We start from the raw sequence: 21,758 nt of genomic DNA on the forward strand, positions 1-21,758 counted from the left end.
TGCCCTTTTTTACCCATATATATGAGTCTAGTAAAATTATCCATAAAAGGAATATCATACAGCCAAACTCAAAATGGCGCTTATGCCTTAATTTTGAATGAAGTTGATGGCGAAAGAAAACTGCCAATCGTTATTGGCGCTTTTGAAGCTCAGTCAATTGCTATTGCCCTGGAAAAAGAGATAAAACCTCCTCGCCCGTTAACGCATGATTTGTTCAAAAACTTTGCAGAACGATTTGATATTGTTGTTAAACAAGTCATTATTCACAAACTTGTTGACGGCGTTTTCTATTCAAGTTTAATTTGCGAAAGAGATAAAATCGAAGAAATTATCGACGCCAGAACTTCTGATGCGATTGCATTGGCATTACGATTTAATGCTCCAATTTTTACTTATAAAAATATTTTAGATAAAGCTGGTATTTATTTAAAATCAAACACTGCCGAAACAGATCAGGGTTCTCAGGAAATTGATGATGTACTTTCGAACCCGGAAACTTTTGGCCGTGAAGAAGAAACAAATCAATCCGGAGATGTGTATGCCAAACATAGTTTAGAAGAACTGAATGATCTTTTAGATCAGGCCGTTTCTCAGGAAGATTATGAAAAAGCAGCAAAAATCAGAGACGAAATCTCGAAAAGATAATTTTAAGGCTGTAAGCCATAAGCTTTAGGCTGTAAGCTTAAAGCGAAAAATATTAAAAACAAGCTATGAGCCTTAGGAAAAAGCCTAAAGCTTAAAGCCTAAAGCTTAAAGCAGTCATGAAGCAATACTTAGATTTAGTAAAACACGTTTTAGAAAACGGGAACCAAAAAGGAGACCGAACCGGAACTGGAACAAAAAGTGTTTTTGGTTACCAAATGCGTTTTGATTTAAGTGAAGGTTTCCCGATGGTTACGACCAAAAAATTACACCTGAAATCTATTATTTACGAGTTGCTTTGGTTTTTAAAAGGCGACACCAATATCAAATATCTTAAGGAAAACGGAGTGAAGATTTGGGATGCCTGGGCAGACTCTAATGGAGATTTAGGCCCGGTCTACGGACATCAATGGCGTAACTGGAACAGTGAAGAAATTGATCAGATTTCTGAATTGATAACGGAGCTAAAAACAAATCCGAATAGCCGGAGAATGCTGGTTTCTGCATGGAATCCATCGGTTTTACCGGATACCAAAAAATCATTTGAAGAAAACGTTGCCAATAATAAAGCTGCATTGCCTCCTTGCCATGCTTTTTTTCAGTTTTATGTAACAAGCCCGGATCTTGAAAAAGGCGAAACAAAAGGAAAATTATCTTGCCAGTTGTACCAGCGTAGTGCTGATATATTTTTGGGAGTTCCTTTTAATATTGCTTCTTACGCACTTTTAACAATGATGATTGCTCAGGTTTGCGATTTAGAATATGGTGAATTTATTCACACTTTTGGAGATGCACACATTTACAACAATCATTTTGAACAATTAGAATTGCAATTAACGCGTGAACCAAAACCATTACCAAAAATGATTTTAAATCCAGCGATTAAAAACATTTTCGATTTTGATTATAACGATTTTACACTTTTAGATTATGAACCGCATGCCGGCATAAAAGGAAGTGTTGCTGTATAAAAAAACATAAAAAATCCGCTGAAAGTTTTTAGCGGATTTTTTTATACGACTAAAACACTATTTTCACTTCCTGCAAAATCATTCCATTTGTATGAATCTGCCTCAGGATCGTTAACATAACTTCCGTCAATTATATATTTAAATTCATAAATAGCATCTTTAACCAAGTCATAAGTCGCTTTAAAAGTTCCGTTTTTTAATTTACTTAAGGTTCCTTCCTCGGCATTCCAATTGTTAAAATCTCCAACAACAGCGGCCGAATTTGCATCTTTAGCTTCTACTGAAAATGTAACTTTACAAACTGGCTTAGTTTTAATGAATTGTTTCTTTAAAGACATAACTATTTAATTTTTAGATTTATACAATAAAATTACAGAATAATTCCTACAGTTAGATATCAAAGTAATCGATTTATGATAATAGCAAAAAGGCAACACTAATTTCGTTTTATCAATAATTAAACGGCCTAAAAATTTTACATTTCAAATTCAAAACTCTTTCCAAAGCAAATATTGTGATTCTAAAATAGTATGATTTCAAAATAAATTCTAACTTTATAAAATCATTATTTTAGATCTTATGGAAAAAGAAGTGCACGAACAATACGAATATGCCCGAAGAAGATTAAGACAAAAAAAAATATTATATTTTCACTTTGTGTTTTTTCTTATTGGGAGTTTATTCTTATTTATTGCAAATAAATTTTTTGGATTTGGCGTTAGTGCCACTGAGCCAAATTGGTGCATATGGGCCATAACAATATGGTTCTTTATCTTTATTTTACACTTTATAAAAGTTTATATTACAGATAGATTTATGAATAAAAGGTGGGAAAGAGAACAAATTGACAGACTTGTTGCTTTACAGCAAAAAAGAATAAGTCAATTAGAATCAAAAGTAAATGAAGATACTGATAATAAAATTTAGTTTTAGATTACCATGATTATAATGATAGCGGCTGTTGCCGAAAACAATGCGCTTGGAAAAAACAATGAATTGGTTTGGCATTTACCAAATGATTTTAAAAGATTTAAATCACTTACAACCAATCATCATATTATAATGGGAAGAAAAACTTTTGAAAGTTTTCCTAAACCTTTACCAAACAGAGTTCACGTTGTGATAACGCGCCAGACTGATTATAATCCCGAAGGCTGTATTGTAGTAGACAGTATTGAAAAAGCTATTGCTGTATGTCCTGAAGATGAAGATTCTTATATTATTGGCGGTGGTGAAATTTACAATTTGGCTTTACCTTATTCAGATATTATCGAAATCACGAAAGTGCACCATACTTTTGAAGCGGATACTTTTTTTCCGGAAATTAATAAAAATGAATGGCAGCTGGTAGAATCTGAAGAAAACTTTAAAGACGAAAAACATCTTTACGATTATACTTATGAAACTTACATAAAGTTATAAAACAAAAAACATCCTCAAAAGAGGATGTTCTTAGTAAAAATGATTTCTAGCTTAGGACTTATTCAAGAAATAGTTTTAGTAACATGAACTAAAAGCTACAATCGTTATAAACAACTGAACTTAAAGCTATAATATTAATTCTTTTGAGAGACATCTCAAAAAAAGCCTTTAATACCAAATACCACGAAGGTATTAAAGGCAAAAAAATTAAAATTTCCAAAAACAAATTTAATCCTAAGAACGTATTTTGCACTTTAAAAATAGTATTGAATATCACTACAACACTTTTAAAACTACTTTCAAGAACAAATGAAATACCAGCGCAAAAAAGCATTCATTTGATTTGAGTCCTAAAGCCGCTATCAATCATTAAAATTTTAAATATTAACAAGACAAAATTGATTAAAAAATTCAACTGTTACAATACCCACTTTCCGTGATTTTTTTAAAATACCCGTTTTCCGTGATAACTTAAAAACAAACCGGGATCAAAAAAATATTTTCTAAAACATTTGATTTACAATTTAAAAAACCCAATTACAGTTAAGTCAGATTGTATTATATTTGCGTAAATTAAAAGTAATGAGCGAAAAAGTAACTCCGTATAAAGATTCAGCATTAGGCAAAAAAGAACAAGTTGCCCAAATGTTTGATACTATCTCTGGAAACTATGATAATTTAAACCGTGTAATTTCATTTGGAATTGACATTAAATGGCGTAAAAAAGTATTAAAAATAGTTTCTGATGCAAAACCAAAAATTATTCTTGACATTGCAACAGGAACAGGCGATTTGGCTATTTTAATGGCACAAACAAATGCTCAAAAAATTATTGGTTTAGATATTTCTGCAGGAATGCTTGAAGTTGGAAAAAAGAAAATTGAAGAAAGAAAACTATCCAATGTTATTGAAATGGTTTTAGGAGATTCTGAAAATATGCCTTTTGAAGATAATTATTTTGACGCTATAACGGTAGGTTTTGGTGTTCGAAATTTTGAGAATTTAGAAAAGGGGTTTTCTGAAATTTTAAGGGTTTTAAAGCCAAATGGTGTTTTTGTAATTTTAGAAACTTCGGTTCCGGACAAAACGCCGTATAAACAAGGTTATAGATTTTATACCAAAAATATACTTCCAATTATAGGAAAATTGTTCTCTAAAGATAATTCAGCTTACGGATATTTGTCTGAATCTGCTGCTGTTTTTCCATATGGAGAAGCTTTAAACAATATTTTGCGAAAAATTGGGTTTATAGATGTTGTGGCTATGCCTCAAACTTTTGGAGTTGCAACCATTTATTCTGCTTCTAAAAAATAGTATGAAAAAAACAGTAATCTTACTTTTATTAGTCTTAACGACAAACGGATATTCGCAATTTGCTAAAAACATGTTTAGCAAGGATCCTATTATTAATCTCGAAAACTGGCAAAAACAACGCCTTTATTTTGGCTATTATTTAGGCTTTAATAATTTCGACTTTAAATTTGATTACAAAACTCCAATAGCTCAAGATATTCAGGTTAAAAAAACTACTGGCTTTAATGTTGGTGTTGTTGCTGATTTAAGATTGCAGGAATATATTAATTTACGTTTTGAACCAGGTTTATATTACACAAAACGTGATTTATATTATCCTGAATTATTTGAGCAAGGCGAAAGTTCTTACTTGAGAGAAGTAAGCAGTACTTATATTCATTTTCCTTTATTATTAAAATTCTCCTCTCTTCGAACAGGAAACATTCGTCCGTATTTAGTTGGAGGAATGTCGACTACGCTAAATTTATCCGCGAACTCAAAATCTAAAGATGATAATTTTGAAGGAAAGTTTAGAGTAAAACCGTGGACTGCAGCTTACGAACTTGGTTTTGGAATCGATATTTTCTCAGAATATTTTATTTTCTCTCCTTCCATCAGAGGAATGTTTGGTATTACGGATGAATTAATTCGTGATAATCCCGCAAATGGGCCTAGTGCATGGACAGATAATATTGATTCTATGAAATCGAGAGCGATTTTAATAAATTTCACTTTCCATTAAAACAAATTCTTAACTATTTCGTTTAAATTCACTAAGAATAATTGCTGTTGCAGTAGCTACATTCAAACTTTCTGTTTTTTGTAGCTCTCCAAACCTTGGAATTGTGAGTCGGCTTGTGACCATCTTTTCAATCTCTGCCGAAATACCATTGGCTTCATTACCCATAATAATGATTCCACTTTGAGGCAAATTCGATTGATAAATGTTTTCTCCGTTCATAAAAGTTCCAAACACCGGTAATTCTGTTTGAGCGATAAAAGCTTTCAAATCGACATAATTTACATTTACTCTGGTGATCGATCCCATAGTGGCCTGAACTACTTTTGGATTATAAATATCAACGGTTTCGTTAGAACAAATAATTTGTTTAATACCAAACCAGTCGCAAAGGCGTAAAATCGTTCCCAGATTTCCGGGGTCACGAATATCGTCTAACGCTAAAATTAAGCCGGAGTCGATTATTTCATTTTCGGATGGAATTTTAAAAACCGCCAAACAGGAATTTGGAGTTGTTAAAGCACTTATTTTTTTAAGGTCCTGCTCATAAATAAGCGTTCGTTTTGAGGAATGAACAGTTTCAAAATCATTTTGCGTTGAATATAAATGTTCTAATTCAAAATTGGATTGCAACAGTTCTTGAATTACCTTTACTCCTTCGGCAAAAAAGAGTTGATTTGCAAAACGTTGCTTTTTTTGATGTAAACCTGTTATAAGCTTTATTTGGTTTTTACTAACCATAAAATAATGTACTTTTGAATTAAATATTTAAAAACACTTGAAAAAGAATTCCACAAAAATAGTAGCATTTATTCTAATAGCAATATTTATTTCTGCTTGTGATGCCGTAAAAAGAGTTCCGGATGGAAAAAACCTTCTTGTTAAAAATAATATTCTTGTAAATGGCAAGTCTTCAAACGACGAAATTGCATCAAACCAAATGTATCAAAAACCTAATGGTACTCTATTAGGGTACAAATTACGTTTGAATATGTACAATTTAGCGAATTTAAATCCCGATTCTACTTATCAGGCAAAATTTAAAAATAATCCGGGCTTATACGAGCGTCAGGCTAAAATATTATCTGCAAAACAGGTCGACCGACTTGGACAGTCTTTTTTATATAAAGGAATTCATGAGTTTTTAAAAAATACAGGGGAACCTCCTGTAATTGTTGATACTGTAAAGACACAAAAATCTTTAGTGCGTTTAAAATTCTATTATTTTAATAATGGTTACTTTAATGTAAAAACAGATTATACTATTGATAGTATTGCCAGAAAAAAAGCGCAGGTAAACTACAACATTACCACCGGGCCTGGTTATAAATTAGATTCAATTAAAACGAACATTCTAACTCCGGCTCTGGATTCATTGTATAAAACGAATAATGAGCCTTCTCTTTTAAAATCCGGAAATCAATTTAAAACTTCTGATTTTGAAGAAGAAAAAGCCCGTATTACCACTTATTTCAGAAATCACGGTGCTTACTTTTTTCAACCAACTTATATCAATTATAATATTGATACGATTGGTAAACAACACAAAGCTGATGTAACTTTAATTATCAACAACAATAATATTCAGGAAAGAGATTCAAGCCGTACAGAACCTTTTAAATTGTATAAAATTAGCGATGTAAATATCTATACTGATTATTCGCCTACGAATGCAAAAGCAAAAATTAACGATAGCACAACATATAAAAACTTTAATTTATACAGTTATAAAACCTTAAAATATAAGCCGCGTGCTATTACTGACGCCATTTTTATTACAAAAGGAAGTACTTTTTCAGATACTCGTACAACACTTTCGTCACGATATTTAAATAATTTAAAGATTTTCAATTATCCCTCAATACAATATGAAGTCGATAAAAGAGATTCAAAGGCAGAGTCTTTAATCGCTAATGTTTATCTAACGCCAAGGAAAAAATATAGCTTTGGTGCTTCTTTAGATTTAACGCATTCGAACATTCAGGATTTTGGAATTGGAGCCAGCGTTTCTGAAACAATTCGAAATGTTTTTAACAGAGCTGAAACGTTAGAAATTTCAGCACGTATGAATATTGGTTCTTCAAAAGATATGGCCAATCCTAATGATAATTTCTTTAATGTTTCGGAATATGGAGTTGATACAAAACTTAATTTCCCGAGAATTTTAATGCCTTTTGGAACTGAAAAAATTATTCCAAAAAGAATGATTCCTTCTACCAGTATTGCTGCAGGTTTCTCTAAGCAACGAAATATTGGTTTAGATAAAGAAAATTTTACGGGTGGAATTTCTTATAATTGGTCTCCAAAACGTCGTAATACTGTAAAACTTGATTTATTGAATGCGCAATTTGTACGCAACTTAAATCCTAACAATTATTTTAGAGTTTATAGTTCTTCATACAATGAATTAAATAATATTGCAGGAACTTATAATACTACTCCAACCAATATTGATTCAAATGGAAATTTGATCATTTCTGAAGGAACAACGGGTTTTACTAATGATGTATTAAACGGAAACACTGTATTAACTCCAGGGAATCCGGAATACAGAGATGTTGAAAGCATCGAGGAACGAAGAGTTCGATTAACAGAAAATGACTTTATTTTAGCAACTAGTTATACTTTTACGACAACAACAAAAAAAGATCTTGCCGATAATACTTTTTATCAATTTAAAACAAAAATAGAATCTGCAGGAACTTTATTATCAGCCATTTCAAATGTCGCAAATCTGCCTAAAAACACAAAAGGCAATTATGAAATATTCAGCTTAGAATATTCTGAATATATAAAAACAGAATTCGATTATATCAAACATTGGGATTTTGGCAAAGAAAAAGTTTTAGCTTTTAGAAGCTTTTTTGGAATCGCTATTCCTTTTGGAAATTCAGATTATATTCCGTTTTCACGAAGTTATTATTCTGGAGGTTCAAATGATAACCGTGCTTGGCAGCCTTATTCATTAGGTCCCGGAAGTACCGATGCGATGAACGATTTTAATGAGGCCAATATGAAGATTGCATTGAGTGCAGAATTTCGATTTAAAATTTTTGGCGATGTTAAAGGAGCTATCTTTGCAGATGCCGGAAATATATGGAATGTGCTCGATAATGTGATTGACACGAAAGCAAAATTTGACAACGTAAACGATTTAGCTGAAATTGCTTTGGGTTCCGGATTTGGTTTACGATACGATTTAAGCTTTTTTGTAATTCGATTAGATTTGGGCTTCAAGACATATAATCCGGCACATGAGGAGGGAGATAGATGGTTTAAAGAATACAATTTTGGTCACTCGGTTTTAAATTTTGGAATAAATTATCCGTTCTAATGCTAATTAATTCTTATTTTTGCAACCTAAAAACTAAAAACAACTATAAAAAAATTACAATGGCACACAACATTAAACCCGGAGTAGCTACAGGAGATCAAGTTCAGGAGATTTTTAATTATGCGAAAGAAAAAGGTTTTGCTTTACCAGCCGTAAACGTTACTGGTTCAAGCACAATCAATGGAGTACTTGAAACTGCAGCAAAACTAAACGCGCCAGTTATTATTCAATTTTCAAACGGAGGAGCACAATTTAACGCTGGAAAAGGATTATCTAACGCTAATGAAAAATCAGCAATCGCTGGTGGAATCGCAGGAGCAAAACATATTCACACTTTAGCAGAAGCTTATGGTGCAACTGTAATTTTGCATACTGACCACTGTGCAAAAAAATTATTGCCTTGGATTGATGGTTTGTTAGATGCATCTGAAAAACATTTTGCAGAAACAGGAAAACCATTATTCAGTTCTCATATGATCGATTTGTCTGAGGAGCCAATCGAAGAAAACATCGAGATCTGTAAAGAGTATTTAGCGAGAATGAGTAAAATGGGTATGACATTAGAAATCGAGCTTGGTATTACAGGTGGTGAAGAAGATGGTGTTGATAACTCTGATGTTGATAGCTCAAAATTATATACACAGCCAGAAGAAGTAGCTTATGCTTACGAAGAATTATCTAAAATAAGCCCTAAATTTACTATCGCTGCTGCATTTGGAAACGTTCACGGTGTTTACAAACCAGGAAACGTAAAATTGACTCCAAAAATCTTAAAAAATTCTCAGGATTTCGTTCAAAACAAATTCAAAACTGGTCCAAACCCGGTAGATTTCGTTTTCCACGGAGGTTCAGGTTCTACACTTGAAGAAATCAGAGAAGGAATTAGCTACGGAGTTATCAAAATGAATATTGATACAGATTTACAATTTGCATATACTGAAGGAATTCGTGATTATATGGTTAAAAACATTGACTATTTAAAAACACAAATTGGTAACCCAGAAGGTGCCGAAGTTCCTAACAAAAAATATTATGACCCAAGAAAATGGGTACGTGAAAGCGAAGTGACATTCAATACAAGACTTGAGCAAGCTTTTGCAGACTTGAATAACGTAAACACACTATAAATTTTAGATTACTGATTTCAGATTTTAGATTCCTTGAAGTCTAAAATCTGAAGTCTACAGTCTAAAATCTAAAATCTAAAAAAATGGCTTGGTTTAAAAGACAGGAAAAAGGGATTACGACCGCTACAGAAGATAAAATGGACGTTCCGAAAGGATTGTGGTACAAATCTCCTACTGGAAAAATTATTGACGCTGACGAATTAGCCAGAAACTTATTTGTTAGTCCTGAAGATGATTTTCACGTTCGAATTGGAAGCGCAACCTATTTTGAAATTTTATTCGACAACAACGAATTTGTTGAGTTAGATAAAAACATGACATCAAAAGATCCTTTGCATTTTGTGGATACAAAAAAATATGCAGAACGATTGAAAGATGTAATGGAAAAAACTCATCTTAAAGACGCTGTACGTACGGGAGTTGGAAAATCTAAAGGAAAAGAACTTGTAATTTGCTGTATGGATTTCGCCTTTATTGGTGGGTCTATGGGAGCTGTTGTAGGTGAAAAAATCGCAAGAGGTATTGATCATGCGATCAAAAACAAGCTTCCTTTTGTAATGATTTCTAAATCCGGAGGAGCTCGTATGATGGAAGCTGCTTATTCGTTAATGCAATTAGCAAAAACATCTGTAAAATTAGCGCAACTTGCAGAAGCTGGCTTACCATACATTTCTTTATGTACAGACCCAACTACTGGAGGAACTACTGCATCTTACGCAATGTTAGGAGACATTAATATCTCTGAGCCGGGTGCTTTGATTGGTTTCGCTGGTCCTCGTGTTGTTCGTGATACTACAGGAAAAGATTTACCTGAAGGTTTTCAAACTGCTGAGTTTCTTTTAGAGCACGGTTTCCTAGATTTTATTACGCCTAGAAAAGATTTAAAAGACAAGATCAACTTATATATTGATTTGATTCAGAATAGCAATATTAGATAGTTTTAAACTTCTAAAAACACATAAAATCCCATTCGCTTCGGCTAATGGGATTTTTTTATATCTTTATTTTAAATCTATACTTTATGACGAGAATTTTATTGCTTTCCATGATTTTGCTCTTTTTAAATTGTTCTAAGAAACAAGAAATAGAAAAAAACACACCTTACATAATTTCTCAAAAAACACACAAAGTAATTTATGGTGACACAATTCTGTCACCTCCACCAATTCCTGGATGGCTTGTTTATGGAACAGATACATTTATCATCAACTCCGATTCTACAGCTTATTATTTCCAAAATAAAGAAATAGGATTTATATGCGGAACACCAAATGCAGATACAATTCCATATTTTAGTAATTTACAATCAAGAGACTTAATAGTAATATCAAACAAAAACATCTATGATTTTATAAAATTAAATTATAGTAATGATTTTCGAAATGCGACTTTTATTGCATCACAATCGGACACAATAAATTCTAAATTTTTTTTCGATTTGTATAAATCTTTAAAAAAATTTGAAAGAGATCGAGATTTTGTTTGTATAAGGAGAACAACGCAAGAAGAAGATACCGTTATTTATTATAAAAGAAATAATAAATATTACAATTCCACCGATATCAAATGGGACAAAACAAGAATTAAATTCCCCGAACATTTAGAATTTGTAAAAGAAAAGAATAAAACAAAACCCCAAAGAGAAAACTTAAATTAATTTTTAGGCCTGTTATTTTTCAATTCTTTTTCTGCTATTCTAAAAGCTAGTTTCTCGCGCCATTTAGCATAACGTTCTCTAAAAACAATTTTTATAGCACTGTCTACTGCACCATGCATGAATAAACTCCAAACGCTGGCCATTTTTCGGGTTATAGATGAATCCCATGCACGAAGACTCAGAGAGAAAGATCCATCAATGTAGCGCATCCAATGCCACATTCCGGTTGGCATAAATAAGGTGTCGCCGTGTTCCAGAAAAACCTCATAACCTTCAACACCTTTTAGAGCAGGAAATTTTTCAAAATCCGGATTGGTAACATCGTAATCTTCTAAAGCATAAGTGGTATTTGGAACGCAGTAAAGCCTTTTTTTCCATTTATTATCAAATAATATAATATGTTTTTTTCCTCCAAAATGCATGTGAAAAAGATGTGGCAAATCGATATCATAATGTAAAAAGGTAATAGCTTTGGATCCTCCAAAAAACATAGCAGGCATACTTTCTATAAAACCGCCCATTAAATCTTTTGGAATTATAACATCATTGACCAATTCTGGTCTGTGTTTAAAAAGATTGAAGAAAAAAATACGCAATTGTGTTGGCTCTCTTTTTATTAGATCGAGATAATCGCCAAATTTCATAGTGGCAATAGAGGCATTGATTATTTTTTTTGGATCTGCTTTAGAATTGTCAACCAGTTTTACCTCAATATCTCCTGCAATTTGCTTGAAATAATCGGTAGACCATTTTTCTCGCGCAGGCCAATCTTTGGTTAATCCTTTTATAATTAGAGGCTTTCTTTTATCTAAATAATTCTTTTTAAAATCTTCTCTAGAAATAGACTCAACAACATCGACAGGTTTTAGAATAAAGCTCATTTATCTATTAATTTAAATTGTCTGGCTTATCAAAAATATCCAATTATTTCTAGCCTTCAAAATTTAAAGTAAAATATTACAATGCAATATATACTACATTCCTGTTCGAATAGCTTCGACCGGATCCAGATTGGCAGCTGAAATCGCAGGCAAAATTCCTGAAATTAATCCGATAAGGGCAGCCAGAGTTGTTCCTAAAATTATGTTTCCCAGACTTAATACAAATTCAAAATCAAGGACTTTTGTTAAGATAAGGGCAATTCCCCAAACCATTAACAAACCGATAATTCCGCCAATAACAGAAAGGATTATGGCTTCAAACAAAAACTGGAATAAAATAAAACGATTTTTTGCTCCTAAAGATTTTTGAATTCCGATTAAATTAGTTCTTTCTTTTACCGAAACGAACATAATATTAGCGATTCCAAATCCTCCAACTAAAAGAGAAAATCCACTAATAATCCATCCTACAACATTCATCTGGCCTAAAATTCCATCGATAAAATCAGTAAAACCAGAAAGTACATTTATAAAAAAGTTATCCATCTCTCCTGCTTTCATTCCACGAATGGCTCGCAATTTTTGTGCTACTTCAGCTTTGTATGCTTCCATATCAATACCTTTTACCGGTTTTAAAACAATAACCGGCGTCATGGCGTCACTGTCACCGTACATTCTTCGTAAAAAATTAGCCGGGAAATAGACCGAAGTATCATTACTGTCTCCAAAAAAACCTGCTCCTTGCTTTTTCATTACTCCAATAACAGTAAAGCGTTGTCCATATAAACGGATACTTTTGCCGATAGGATCGCCTGACCCAAAAAGTCCGTCGGCAATATCATATCCTAAAACAATTACCGGAGTTCCTGAATTTGATTCTGATTCATTATAAAATCTTCCTTTATCAAAACTTAATCCGTCGATATCTACCATTTCAAAAGAAGACGGAACCATATTTACGTCGGCAACGGTTTTCGAATCGTATTTTAAACTTTCTCTATTTACGAAAAGCTGATACCCTACTTGTTCTGTATTGTTTAGTGAGTTTTTTAAGTTGATGTATTCGTCGTATTTTACATTCGGAAACTGCTCTCTTTTCCATTGTGGAATTTCAGATGGCCCGAAGCAATATTTCATTAAATAAATTGTATTTTTATCTAAACTGCTCAGATCTTTAGAAATTTTTCGGTCTAAAGAATCAACAGCGGCCAATACAGCAATAATTGAAAAAATACCAATTGTAACGCCCAATAATGATAATAAGGTTCGTAACTTATTATTTCGCAAAGCGTTTATGGCAAAGCTCAAACTTTCTTTTAATAATCGGAGATAAAGAAGCATATGATAGTATTTTTCAATAAAGTAAAATTCAATAAATTAAAATCAAAAACCTAATAAAAGTTAACTTACTCATCAGTAGATTTTTTTACTATAATGTTACACTAATTTCTTTAAAATAATATTTAAAAAAACTACTTTTGCAGTCTGAAAATCATAACTACACAATGAGCACAACTAAAACAATACAATCAGCATTAATATCAGTTTTTTCGAAAGATGGACTAGAGCCAATCGTTAGAAAATTACACGAACAAAATGTTACACTTTACTCAACCGGAGGAACTGAAGATTTTATAAAAAATCTTGGAATTCCTGTGGTTCCTGTTGAAGATATTACTTCTTTTCCTGAAATTCTTGGTGGAAGAGTAAAAACATTACACCCGAAAATTTTTGGCGGAATTTTAAATCGTCAGGATAATGAAAGTGATGTTCAGCAAATGAAGGAATTTGATATTCCGCAGATTGATTTGGTAATTGTTGATTTGTATCCGTTTGAAAAAACGGTTGCTTCTGGTGCCAGCGAACAAGATATTATTGAGAAAATTGATATTGGCGGAATTTCATTAATTCGTGCCGGTGCAAAAAACTTCAAAGACACTGTAATTGTAGCTTCGGTTAACGAATACAGCTTGCTTCTCGACTTGATTACAGAGCAAAATGGCGCAACAACTCTTGAAAACAGAAGATTGTTTGCTACTAAAGCTTTTCATGTTTCTTCTCACTACGATGGCGCTATTTTTAATTATTTCAACACAGACGAAACAATTTACAAAGAGAGTATTGCAGGTGGCCAGGTTTTACGATATGGAGAAAATCCTCACCAAAAAGGATTCTTTTTTGGAGATTTTGATGCCATGTTCAAAAAAGTTCACGGAAAAGAATTATCATACAATAATCTTTTAGATGTTGATGCAGCCGTTAATTTAATTAATGAGTTTAAAACTGACGGACCAACATTTGCAATTTTAAAACACAACAATGCTTGTGGTTTAGCTTCAAGAAAAACAATTAGCGAAGCTTATTTAGCTGCTTTGGCTTGTGATCCAACATCTGCCTTTGGTGGAGTTTTGATTGCAAACACAAAAATTGATTTGGCTACAGCACAGGAAATCAATAAGTTATTTTGTGAAGTAGTAATTGCACCGAGTTATGATGATGATGCAATTGAAGTCTTGCAGGAAAAGAAAAATAGAATTATATTAGTTCAGAATGAAGTTGAATTACCATCGAGACAAGTAAGAACATGTCTTAATGGTTTGTTAATTCAGGACAGAAACAATATTACAGATAATAAAGAGCATTTAAAGACCGTTACTATCACAGAGCCTACCGCTCAGGAAATAGAGGATTTAATATTTGCTTCAAAAATTTGTAAAAACACCAAATCAAATACGATTGTTTTTGCAAAAAACGGAACATTAATTTCATCAGGTACTGGCCAGACATCAAGAGTTGATGCTTTGGTACAAGCTGTAGATAAAGCTAAAGCTTTTGGATTTGATTTAACAGGCGCTTCGATGGCAAGTGATGCATTTTTCCCATTTCCGGATTGTGTTGAATTAGCCAAAAAAGTAGGAATTACCGCAGTAATTCAGCCAGGAGGATCAATAAAAGATGAATTAAGCATAAATTATTGCAATGAAAATAATCTTGCAATGGTATTTACAGGAACACGTCATTTTAAACATTAATTTGTTTAACTTTGTTCAAAATAATTTTTAACATTTTAAACCCCTAAAAAACTTATGGGATTTTTTGATTTCATGACCGAGGATATTGCGATAGACCTTGGTACCGCAAACACTTTAATCATACATAATGATAAAGTTGTTATTGATAGTCCGTCGATCGTTGCACGTGATAGAATATCAGGCAAAATCATTGCTGTTGGTAAGGAAGCTAACATGATGCAGGGTAAGACACATGAAAACATCAAGACCATAAGGCCATTGAAAGATGGTGTAATTGCAGATTTTGATGCTTCAGAAAAAATGATCAATATGTTCATTAAAAGTATTCCGGCATTGAAAAAAAGAATGTTTACTCCGGCATTACGCATGGTAGTATGTATTCCGTCTGGTATTACTGAGGTGGAGATGAGAGCTGTAAAGGAATCTTGTGAAAGAGTAAACGGAAAAGAAGTTTACTTAATCCATGAACCAATGGCAGCAGCAATTGGTATCGGTATCGATATTATGCAGCCAAAAGGTAACATGATTGTTGATATTGGAGGTGGTACTACTGAAATTGCCGTTATTGCATTAGGTGGAATTGTATGTGATAAATCTGTAAAAATTGCAGGTGACGTTTTCACAAATGATATCGTTTATTACATGCGTACACAACACAATTTATTTGTTGGAGAAAGTACTGCAGAAAAAATAAAAATTCAAATTGGAGCCGCTATCGAAGATTTAGATGGTCCTCCGGAAGATATGTCAGTTCAGGGTAGAGATTTACTTACTGGTAAACCAAAACAAGTTGATGTTTCTTATAGAGAAATTGCTAAAGCATTAGACAAATCGATTCAGCGTATTGAAGATGCTGTAATGGAAACTTTATCTCAAACTCCTCCTGAATTAGCAGCTGATATTTACAATACAGGTATTTATCTTGCTGGTGGTGGATCGATGTTAAGAGGTTTAGACAAACGTATTTCGCAAAAAACTGATTTACCGGTTTACATCGCTGAAGATCCTTTAAGAGCTGTTGTTCGTGGAACTGGAATGGCGCTTAAAAATATTGCAAAATTTAAAAGTATCTTAATCAAATAAGATTCAAAATAACAATCTATATTTTTTTATTAGAGTTGAATTGAAGCATTCAACTCTAATAAATTTTGAAACCAAAAGCATATCCTGAAACAAAATAACCCGAACAAGAAATGCAGCAAATTTTTAATTTCATTATAAGAAACAGTAATCGATTGCTGTTTTTGCTGCTTTTAGGTATTTCGTTGGTCCTCACAATTCAATCTCATTCATTTCACAGAAGCAGAGTAATCAATTCCGCCAATTTTTTAAGCGGAGGTGTTTATGAAAGAATCAATCGTGTAAACGAATATTTGAATTTAAGAACTCAAAATGACGAACTGGTACTTGAAAATGCAAGATTAAAAAGTCTTTTGTTTAATAAGGAAGACACCACAAAAATACCGTTAGCTGATAGTATAAAAGGAGTAAAACCGGCTGATATCATTGTTTCAAAAGTTATTCATAATTCGTATAGCACACATGAGAACTATATCACTTTAAATTCCGGATCAAAAGAGGGAGTTAAACAGGATATGGGAGTAATTAATAGTTTAGGTATTATTGGTGTTGTTGACAATACATCAAAAAACTACTCGACTGTGGTTAGTATTTTGAATATGAAATCTCAGATTAATGCAAAAATCAAAAAATCAAATCACTTTGGTTCATTAACCTGGGACGGAAAAAGCACAGGATTTGTACAGTTAGAAGATGTACCTAGATTAGCTTCTATCAAAAAAGGAGACACAATCGTTACCGGAGGACAATCTGTAATTTTTCCTGAAGGAATAAACATTGGAACGGTAGATGTTGTATACAAAAAGGAAAATACTAGTTTTTATGTTATAAAAGTTAAGCTATTTAACGATATGACCAACTTAGGACATGTATATATTATTAAGAGTAAGGACAGAGATGAACTTATTAATCTAGAAAACAAAAGCAAGAAAAAAGATGAGTAGCGCTTTGTTAGTAAATATTTTTCGATTCATTATGTTGCTGGCAATTCAGGTTGTTATTTTCAATAATATGAATTTTTTAGGGTACATAAGTCCCTTCCCATATATCTTGTACATTATTTTGTATCCTGTAAACAGTAACAGATCAGGATTAATTATCTCTAGTTTTTTACTTGGGCTTACAATGGATATGTTTTGCAATTCCGGGGGAATTCACGCAACAGCCTGTGTTATTTTAGCTTATTATCGACCTTATATTTTTAAATTCTCTTTTGGATTGAGTTACGAATATCAAACTATTAAATTGAACGAATCACTTACACCTGAAAGATTTTCATTTATTCTAGTGTCTGTTTTACTTCATCACATTATACTTTTTGTACTTGAAGCTTTTCAGTTTAAATTTATCTGGGATGTTCTGTTACGAACTTTATTTAGTTCGATCTTTACGATAATCATTTCAATCATAATAATATATCTTATTAAGCCTAATAGAAGATGAGAAAAGTTTTGCTGCCCTCTTTAATTATTATTGCAGCATCTTTGCTAGTGATGAGGATCTTTTATTTGCAAATTATTGATGATTCATTCAAATTAAAATCAGAAAATAATGCAATAAAAAAAGCATACGACTACCCTGAAAGAGGATACATATACGACAGAAATGGTAAATTATTGGTAGCTAATCAGGCTTCTTATGATATCATGGTTATTCCGCGAGAAATCAAGAAAGACCTAAACGTTACTGAATTCTGCAATTTACTAAGCATTACTCCGGAAGAATATCATAAAAGAATTGCAAAAGCTAAAGTGTATAGCCCCAGATTGCCGTCTGTTTTTCTAGCACAGTTAAACAAATCAGAATTTGCTGCTTTTCAGGAAAAAATCAGAAAATATGAAGGTTTCTATTTTCAAAAAAGATCGCTTCGTGATTATGAAGTAGATTATGGAGCCAATATTTTTGGTTTTATAACGCAGGTAACCGAAAAATTAATTGAAAAAAATCCTTACTATAATAGTGGAGATTTAATTGGAAAACAAGGTGTTGAAGAAAGCTACGAAGAAGTTTTACGCGGAATAAAAGGGGTAAAATACATTCAGAAAGATAAATACAACAGAGAAATCGGTTCTTATAAAGACGGAAAATACGATACTATTGCCGTTGCCGGGGAAGATATCAATTTAACGATTGATGCTGAACTTCAAAAGTATGGGGAGGAATTGATGATTAATAAAAGAGGAGGAATTGTTGCAATTGAGCCTAAATCAGGTGAAATTTTGGCATTAGTAACTGCTCCATCATACGATCCAGGAATTTTAGTTGGAAGGCAAAGGTCGAAAAATTACACGCTTTTATATCACGATTCTATTGCAAAACCATTATACGACAGAGGACTTCTGGCGGAATATCCTCCAGGTTCGCCATTTAAAATTTTAACTGGTTTAGTTGCTTTGCAGGAAGGTGTTATCGATGAACAAACTACCTTTATGTGTCACCATGGATTTAGTTATGGTAGAGGTCGTTTTATGAAATGTCACGGTTTTGGCCCACACCAATTACATAATGGTATATATAACTCTTGTAACACTTATTTTGCACAGTCTTATATGCTAACCATTAACAAATATGGCGATCCGGGGAAAGCAGTAGATGTATGGAGTAATCACGTAAAAAGTTTTGGTTTAGGTCAATTTATGGGATACGATTTACCAACTGGTAAAAAAGGAAATATTCCAACCTCTAAAACATACAAAAAAATATATCCTAACGGCGGCTGGAGAAGTACTACAATTGTGTCAAATGCGATTGGTCAGGGAGAGGTTTTAATGACTCCAATTCAGCTAGCTAATATGATGGCGACAGTTGCTAATCAGGGTTATTATTATACACCTCATATCATTAAAAAGATTGAAGGCAAGAAAATAGATGCTAAATTTACAACGAAGCACGAAACCACCATTGACAAAAAACATTTCCCGCCAGTGATTAGTGGTTTGTTCGATGTTTATAATAAAGGTACCGCTTATGCTCTTAGAGTAGAAGGTATTGATATATGCGGAAAAACCGGTACCGCTGAAAATTATGCAAAAATTGGCGGCGTTAGAACAAAATTAAAAGATCACTCGATTTTTGTTGCTTTTGCTCCAAAAGATAATCCAAAAATTGCTATTGCAATTATGATTGAAAATGGAGGTTTTGGTGCCACTGTTGCGGGACCAATTGCGAGTTTGATGATCGAGAAATATCTAAGGAAAAAAATTACAAGAACCGATTTAGAAGTGCATGTTTTAAACAAAAGCTTAGTGAGCGAATATGCTAAATTAGGAGGAATGAATGATGCAAGTGCTATCGAATCGACGCCAAAAGATTCTGTTTTAAAAGCTAAAATTATTGTTCCGAAAGTACCAATAAAATCGAAAACTGAAACACCTAAAACAGAAGTTAAAAAAACAACCGTAGACACTACTAAAAAGAACTAACAAGGATTATTTCAAATGAAAAATCAAAGTGTAAAAAATAATATTGATTGGATAAGTGTCTTTATCTACATTGCCTTAGTAACCCTGGGGTGGTTAAATATTTATTCTTCTTCATTATTATCAACTGATGGAACATATCAGAAACAATTAATCTTTATAGGATGTACTATTCCTCTAATTTTTGTTGTTCTATTTGTAGACGGTAAATTTTATGAAAAATACGCGAGTATTATTTTTGGAGTTGCATTATTATCTTTAGCCGGTTTGTTTCTTTTCGGAAAAACAATTGCAGGCCAGAGATGTTGGTATGCTATTGGGAGTTTTACAATTCAGCCATCTGAATTCGCAAAAGCGGCAACATCATTAGCATTAGCAAAATACCTAAGTGATACCCAAATTAATTTAAAAGAAACAAACAGACAAATTCAGGCATTAGCCATTGTCTTTTTGCCCGTTATATTGATTCTACCTCAACCTGACCCGGGAAGTGCATTAATCTACAGTATTTTTATTGTGGTTCTGTTTAGAGAAGGATTGCCTGCATGGTATGTCTGGACAGGTTTTTTTACAATACTATTATTTGTATTAACGCTGATTTTAGAACCTTACGTGGTAATATTAATAGCTCTGGGAGTTTTAATTATTATACATTTTAAAGGCAGGGTAGTCGATCGAAATTTACTTTTAAGTGCCATAATTTTGGCATTAATTTCTGGTTTTGTTTTCTCTGTAGATTATGTTTTTGATAATGTTTTCAAGCAACACCATCGAGATCGTTTCAATATCTTATTAGGAAAGAGTGTCGACATGAAAGGTATTGGATATAATACGAATCAATCTGAAATTGCAATTGGATCTGGTGGCTGGATAGGAAAAGGTTTTCTGGAAGGTACTCAAACCAAAGGAGGTTTTGTTCCTGAGCAACATACCGATTATATTTTTACAACTGTTGGTGAAGAATGGGGCTTTGCCGGTTCACTCGTTGTAATACTTCTTTTTGTTGGATTACTTTTGAGGGTAATTTATTTGGCCGAAAGGCAAAAAACAAAATTCAGCAGGGTTTATGGTTATTGCGTAGCGGGAATTCTATTTACACACTTTTTTGTAAACATTGCAATGGTAGTTGGAATTTTTCCAACAATTGGCGTTCCTCTGCCCTTCTTCTCTTATGGAGGTTCAGGACTCTGGGGATTCACAATTTTGTTGTTTATCTTCTTAAAAATGGATGCGAATAAGGTAAATGAATGGTAGATGTTTAAATTTCAATCTTCTCAAGCCTCAGAATAAATTCCAAATTCCAATTTTGATATATAAAAAAATCCAAGTCATAACAGCTTGGATTTTTTTATGAACTTACTTTTATCGAATAATTTCATTATTCTGTGTACATTTAAATAACCCATATTGAAAGAATATTTCTTATAAAGAAAAAGTCCGAAGTTTAAAACTTCGGACTTTTTTTAATGTATTTTAATCTTTATATTTTTTCAACTGGTCTTTTCTTTAACAGTTTAAGTAAAACCGGGAATGTAGAAATGACAACAATAATTATAATAATATATTCGATGTGTTCTTTTAAATCAATTCCTTGTTTCAGAAATACTCCATATAAATAATGTCCTGAAAAAATTAATATGAAAGACCATAAAAATGAACTTAAAATATTAAAGAACATAAATTTCTTTTTGTCCATAGAAACTATTCCTGCAATAATTGGGGCAAAGGTTCTGAAAATTGGCAGAAACCGTGCATAAATAATTGCTTTTCCACCATACTTTTCAAAGAAATCTTTTGATTGTAACAGGTATTTCTTTTTAAACCAGAAAGTATCTTCTTTTTTAAACAAGTAATATCCGCTTTTGGCTCCAAACCAGTACCCGGTCATATTTCCTAAAACACCCATAATTGCTACCAAAATGGAAAGTATAAAAACATTTAGAAAATCATTTGGAATATGAATCACATTTTGAATTAAGTCACGACTGTAGATACCTGCCAAAAAAAGCAAACTATCTCCCGGTAGAAAAAAACCTGCAAAAAGTCCAGTTTCTGCGAAAATTATAAACAGAACAATATACAAACCAATTTGAAAACCTCCAATACTTAAAGTAATATAAAATTCGGGATTAATTAATTGGGTCCAATCAAAATTATTCAT

At 32.5% G+C, this 21,758-nt stretch carries 21 protein-coding genes; 16 read left to right on the forward strand and 5 right to left on the reverse strand.

Annotated features, from left to right (window positions below; genetic code table 11):
* The first annotated feature begins 21 nt into the window (after positions 1-21).
* Positions 22-645, forward strand: a complete 624-nt coding sequence (locus EV143_RS08420) for a bifunctional nuclease family protein (RefSeq protein WP_133507515.1) — start codon at positions 22-24, stop codon at positions 643-645.
* Positions 646-761: 116 nt separating this feature from the next.
* Complete coding sequence (locus tag EV143_RS08425) at positions 762-1,613, forward strand: thymidylate synthase (protein WP_133507516.1); 852 nt, start codon at positions 762-764, stop codon at positions 1,611-1,613.
* A 41-nt stretch (positions 1,614-1,654) separates the two neighbouring features.
* On the opposite strand, the gene EV143_RS08430 is transcribed toward EV143_RS08425, so the two are convergent.
* Positions 1,655-1,951 (reverse strand): isoamylase early set domain-containing protein, encoded by a 297-nt coding sequence (locus EV143_RS08430; protein ID WP_133507517.1) that lies wholly within the window; start codon positions 1,949-1,951, stop codon positions 1,655-1,657.
* Between the two features lie 241 nt (positions 1,952-2,192).
* Between EV143_RS08430 and EV143_RS08435 the strand changes: the two genes are divergently transcribed.
* The 4 genes from EV143_RS08435 to porT all read left to right on the forward strand — a co-directional run bounded on the left by EV143_RS08435 (position 2,193) and on the right by porT (position 5,070).
* Positions 2,193-2,540 carry a 2TM domain-containing protein gene (locus tag EV143_RS08435; RefSeq protein WP_133507518.1) on the forward strand — a complete coding sequence of 116 codons (348 nt, stop codon included), beginning with the start codon at positions 2,193-2,195 and terminating at the stop codon, positions 2,538-2,540.
* A 12-nt stretch (positions 2,541-2,552) separates the two neighbouring features.
* A complete protein-coding gene (locus EV143_RS08440) occupies positions 2,553-3,035 on the forward strand; it encodes a dihydrofolate reductase (RefSeq protein WP_133507519.1) in 483 nt (160 codons plus the stop codon).
* A gap of 582 nt (positions 3,036-3,617) precedes the next feature.
* Entirely contained in the window at positions 3,618-4,349 is a 732-nt protein-coding gene (gene ubiE / locus EV143_RS08445) for a bifunctional demethylmenaquinone methyltransferase/2-methoxy-6-polyprenyl-1,4-benzoquinol methylase UbiE (RefSeq protein ID WP_133507520.1), read from the forward strand.
* Between the two features lies 1 nt (position 4,350).
* Entirely contained in the window at positions 4,351-5,070 is a 720-nt protein-coding gene (porT, locus tag EV143_RS08450; RefSeq protein ID WP_133507521.1) for a type IX secretion/gliding motility protein PorT/SprT, read from the forward strand.
* A gap of 9 nt (positions 5,071-5,079) precedes the next feature.
* Here the strand turns inward: porT and EV143_RS08455 are convergent, their stop codons facing one another.
* Positions 5,080-5,808 carry a TrmH family RNA methyltransferase gene (locus tag EV143_RS08455; RefSeq protein ID WP_133507522.1) on the reverse strand — a complete coding sequence of 243 codons (729 nt, stop codon included), beginning with the start codon at positions 5,806-5,808 and terminating at the stop codon, positions 5,080-5,082.
* Positions 5,809-5,845: 37 nt separating this feature from the next.
* On the opposite strand from EV143_RS08455, the gene tamL reads away from it, so the two are divergent.
* The 4 genes from tamL (at position 5,846) to EV143_RS08475 (ending at position 11,185) form a co-directional block, all read left to right on the forward strand.
* The gene (tamL, locus tag EV143_RS08460; RefSeq protein ID WP_133507523.1) at positions 5,846-8,401 is read left to right on the forward strand and encodes a translocation and assembly module lipoprotein TamL; all 2,556 of its coding nucleotides are present in this window, start codon (positions 5,846-5,848) and stop codon (positions 8,399-8,401) included.
* A gap of 59 nt (positions 8,402-8,460) precedes the next feature.
* Positions 8,461-9,528 (forward strand): class II fructose-bisphosphate aldolase, encoded by a 1,068-nt coding sequence (gene fbaA / locus EV143_RS08465; RefSeq protein WP_133507524.1) that lies wholly within the window; start codon positions 8,461-8,463, stop codon positions 9,526-9,528.
* A gap of 83 nt (positions 9,529-9,611) precedes the next feature.
* A complete protein-coding gene (accD, locus tag EV143_RS08470) occupies positions 9,612-10,466 on the forward strand; it encodes an acetyl-CoA carboxylase, carboxyltransferase subunit beta (protein WP_133507525.1) in 855 nt (284 codons plus the stop codon).
* Positions 10,467-10,510: 44 nt separating this feature from the next.
* On the forward strand, positions 10,511-11,185 hold the full coding sequence (locus EV143_RS08475; protein WP_133507526.1) for a hypothetical protein: 675 nt from the start codon (positions 10,511-10,513) through the stop codon (positions 11,183-11,185).
* Here EV143_RS08475 and EV143_RS08480 read toward each other — a convergent pair.
* Positions 11,182-12,066: a cupin-like domain-containing protein gene (locus EV143_RS08480; RefSeq protein WP_133507527.1), complete on the reverse strand. Its 885-nt coding sequence runs from the start codon at positions 12,064-12,066 to the stop codon at positions 11,182-11,184. The two genes, EV143_RS08475 and EV143_RS08480, sit on opposite strands and share 4 nt — an antisense overlap.
* A gap of 93 nt (positions 12,067-12,159) precedes the next feature.
* On the reverse strand, positions 12,160-13,407 hold the full coding sequence (locus EV143_RS08485) for an ABC transporter permease (protein WP_133507528.1): 1,248 nt from the start codon (positions 13,405-13,407) through the stop codon (positions 12,160-12,162).
* 164 nt (positions 13,408-13,571) lie between these two features.
* Between EV143_RS08485 and purH the strand changes: the two genes are divergently transcribed.
* From purH to rodA, 6 genes are all read left to right on the forward strand, one after another.
* Entirely contained in the window at positions 13,572-15,098 is a 1,527-nt protein-coding gene (gene purH / locus EV143_RS08490) for a bifunctional phosphoribosylaminoimidazolecarboxamide formyltransferase/IMP cyclohydrolase (RefSeq protein ID WP_133507529.1), read from the forward strand.
* A 54-nt stretch (positions 15,099-15,152) separates the two neighbouring features.
* On the forward strand, positions 15,153-16,181 hold the full coding sequence (locus tag EV143_RS08495) for a rod shape-determining protein (protein WP_007804822.1): 1,029 nt from the start codon (positions 15,153-15,155) through the stop codon (positions 16,179-16,181).
* Between the two features lie 110 nt (positions 16,182-16,291).
* Positions 16,292-17,122 carry a rod shape-determining protein MreC gene (mreC, locus tag EV143_RS08500; RefSeq protein WP_133507530.1) on the forward strand — a complete coding sequence of 277 codons (831 nt, stop codon included), beginning with the start codon at positions 16,292-16,294 and terminating at the stop codon, positions 17,120-17,122.
* Positions 17,115-17,621 carry a rod shape-determining protein MreD gene (locus EV143_RS21770; protein WP_133507531.1) on the forward strand — a complete coding sequence of 169 codons (507 nt, stop codon included), beginning with the start codon at positions 17,115-17,117 and terminating at the stop codon, positions 17,619-17,621. Before mreC ends, EV143_RS21770 begins: the two co-directional genes overlap by 8 nt.
* Positions 17,618-19,600 (forward strand): penicillin-binding protein 2, encoded by a 1,983-nt coding sequence (gene mrdA / locus EV143_RS08510; protein WP_133507532.1) that lies wholly within the window; start codon positions 17,618-17,620, stop codon positions 19,598-19,600. Before EV143_RS21770 ends, mrdA begins: the two co-directional genes overlap by 4 nt.
* 15 nt (positions 19,601-19,615) lie before the next feature.
* A complete protein-coding gene (rodA, locus tag EV143_RS08515) occupies positions 19,616-20,851 on the forward strand; it encodes a rod shape-determining protein RodA (RefSeq protein ID WP_133507533.1) in 1,236 nt (411 codons plus the stop codon).
* Between the two features lie 226 nt (positions 20,852-21,077).
* Here the strand turns inward: rodA and EV143_RS08520 are convergent, their stop codons facing one another.
* Positions 21,078-21,758, reverse strand: coding sequence for a DedA family protein (locus EV143_RS08520; protein WP_133507534.1), 681 nt, complete (start codon positions 21,756-21,758; stop codon positions 21,078-21,080).

Origin of the sequence: Flavobacterium chryseum (assembly GCF_004362015.1) — a bacterium.
Taxonomy (GTDB): Bacteria; Bacteroidota; Bacteroidia; order Flavobacteriales; family Flavobacteriaceae; genus Flavobacterium.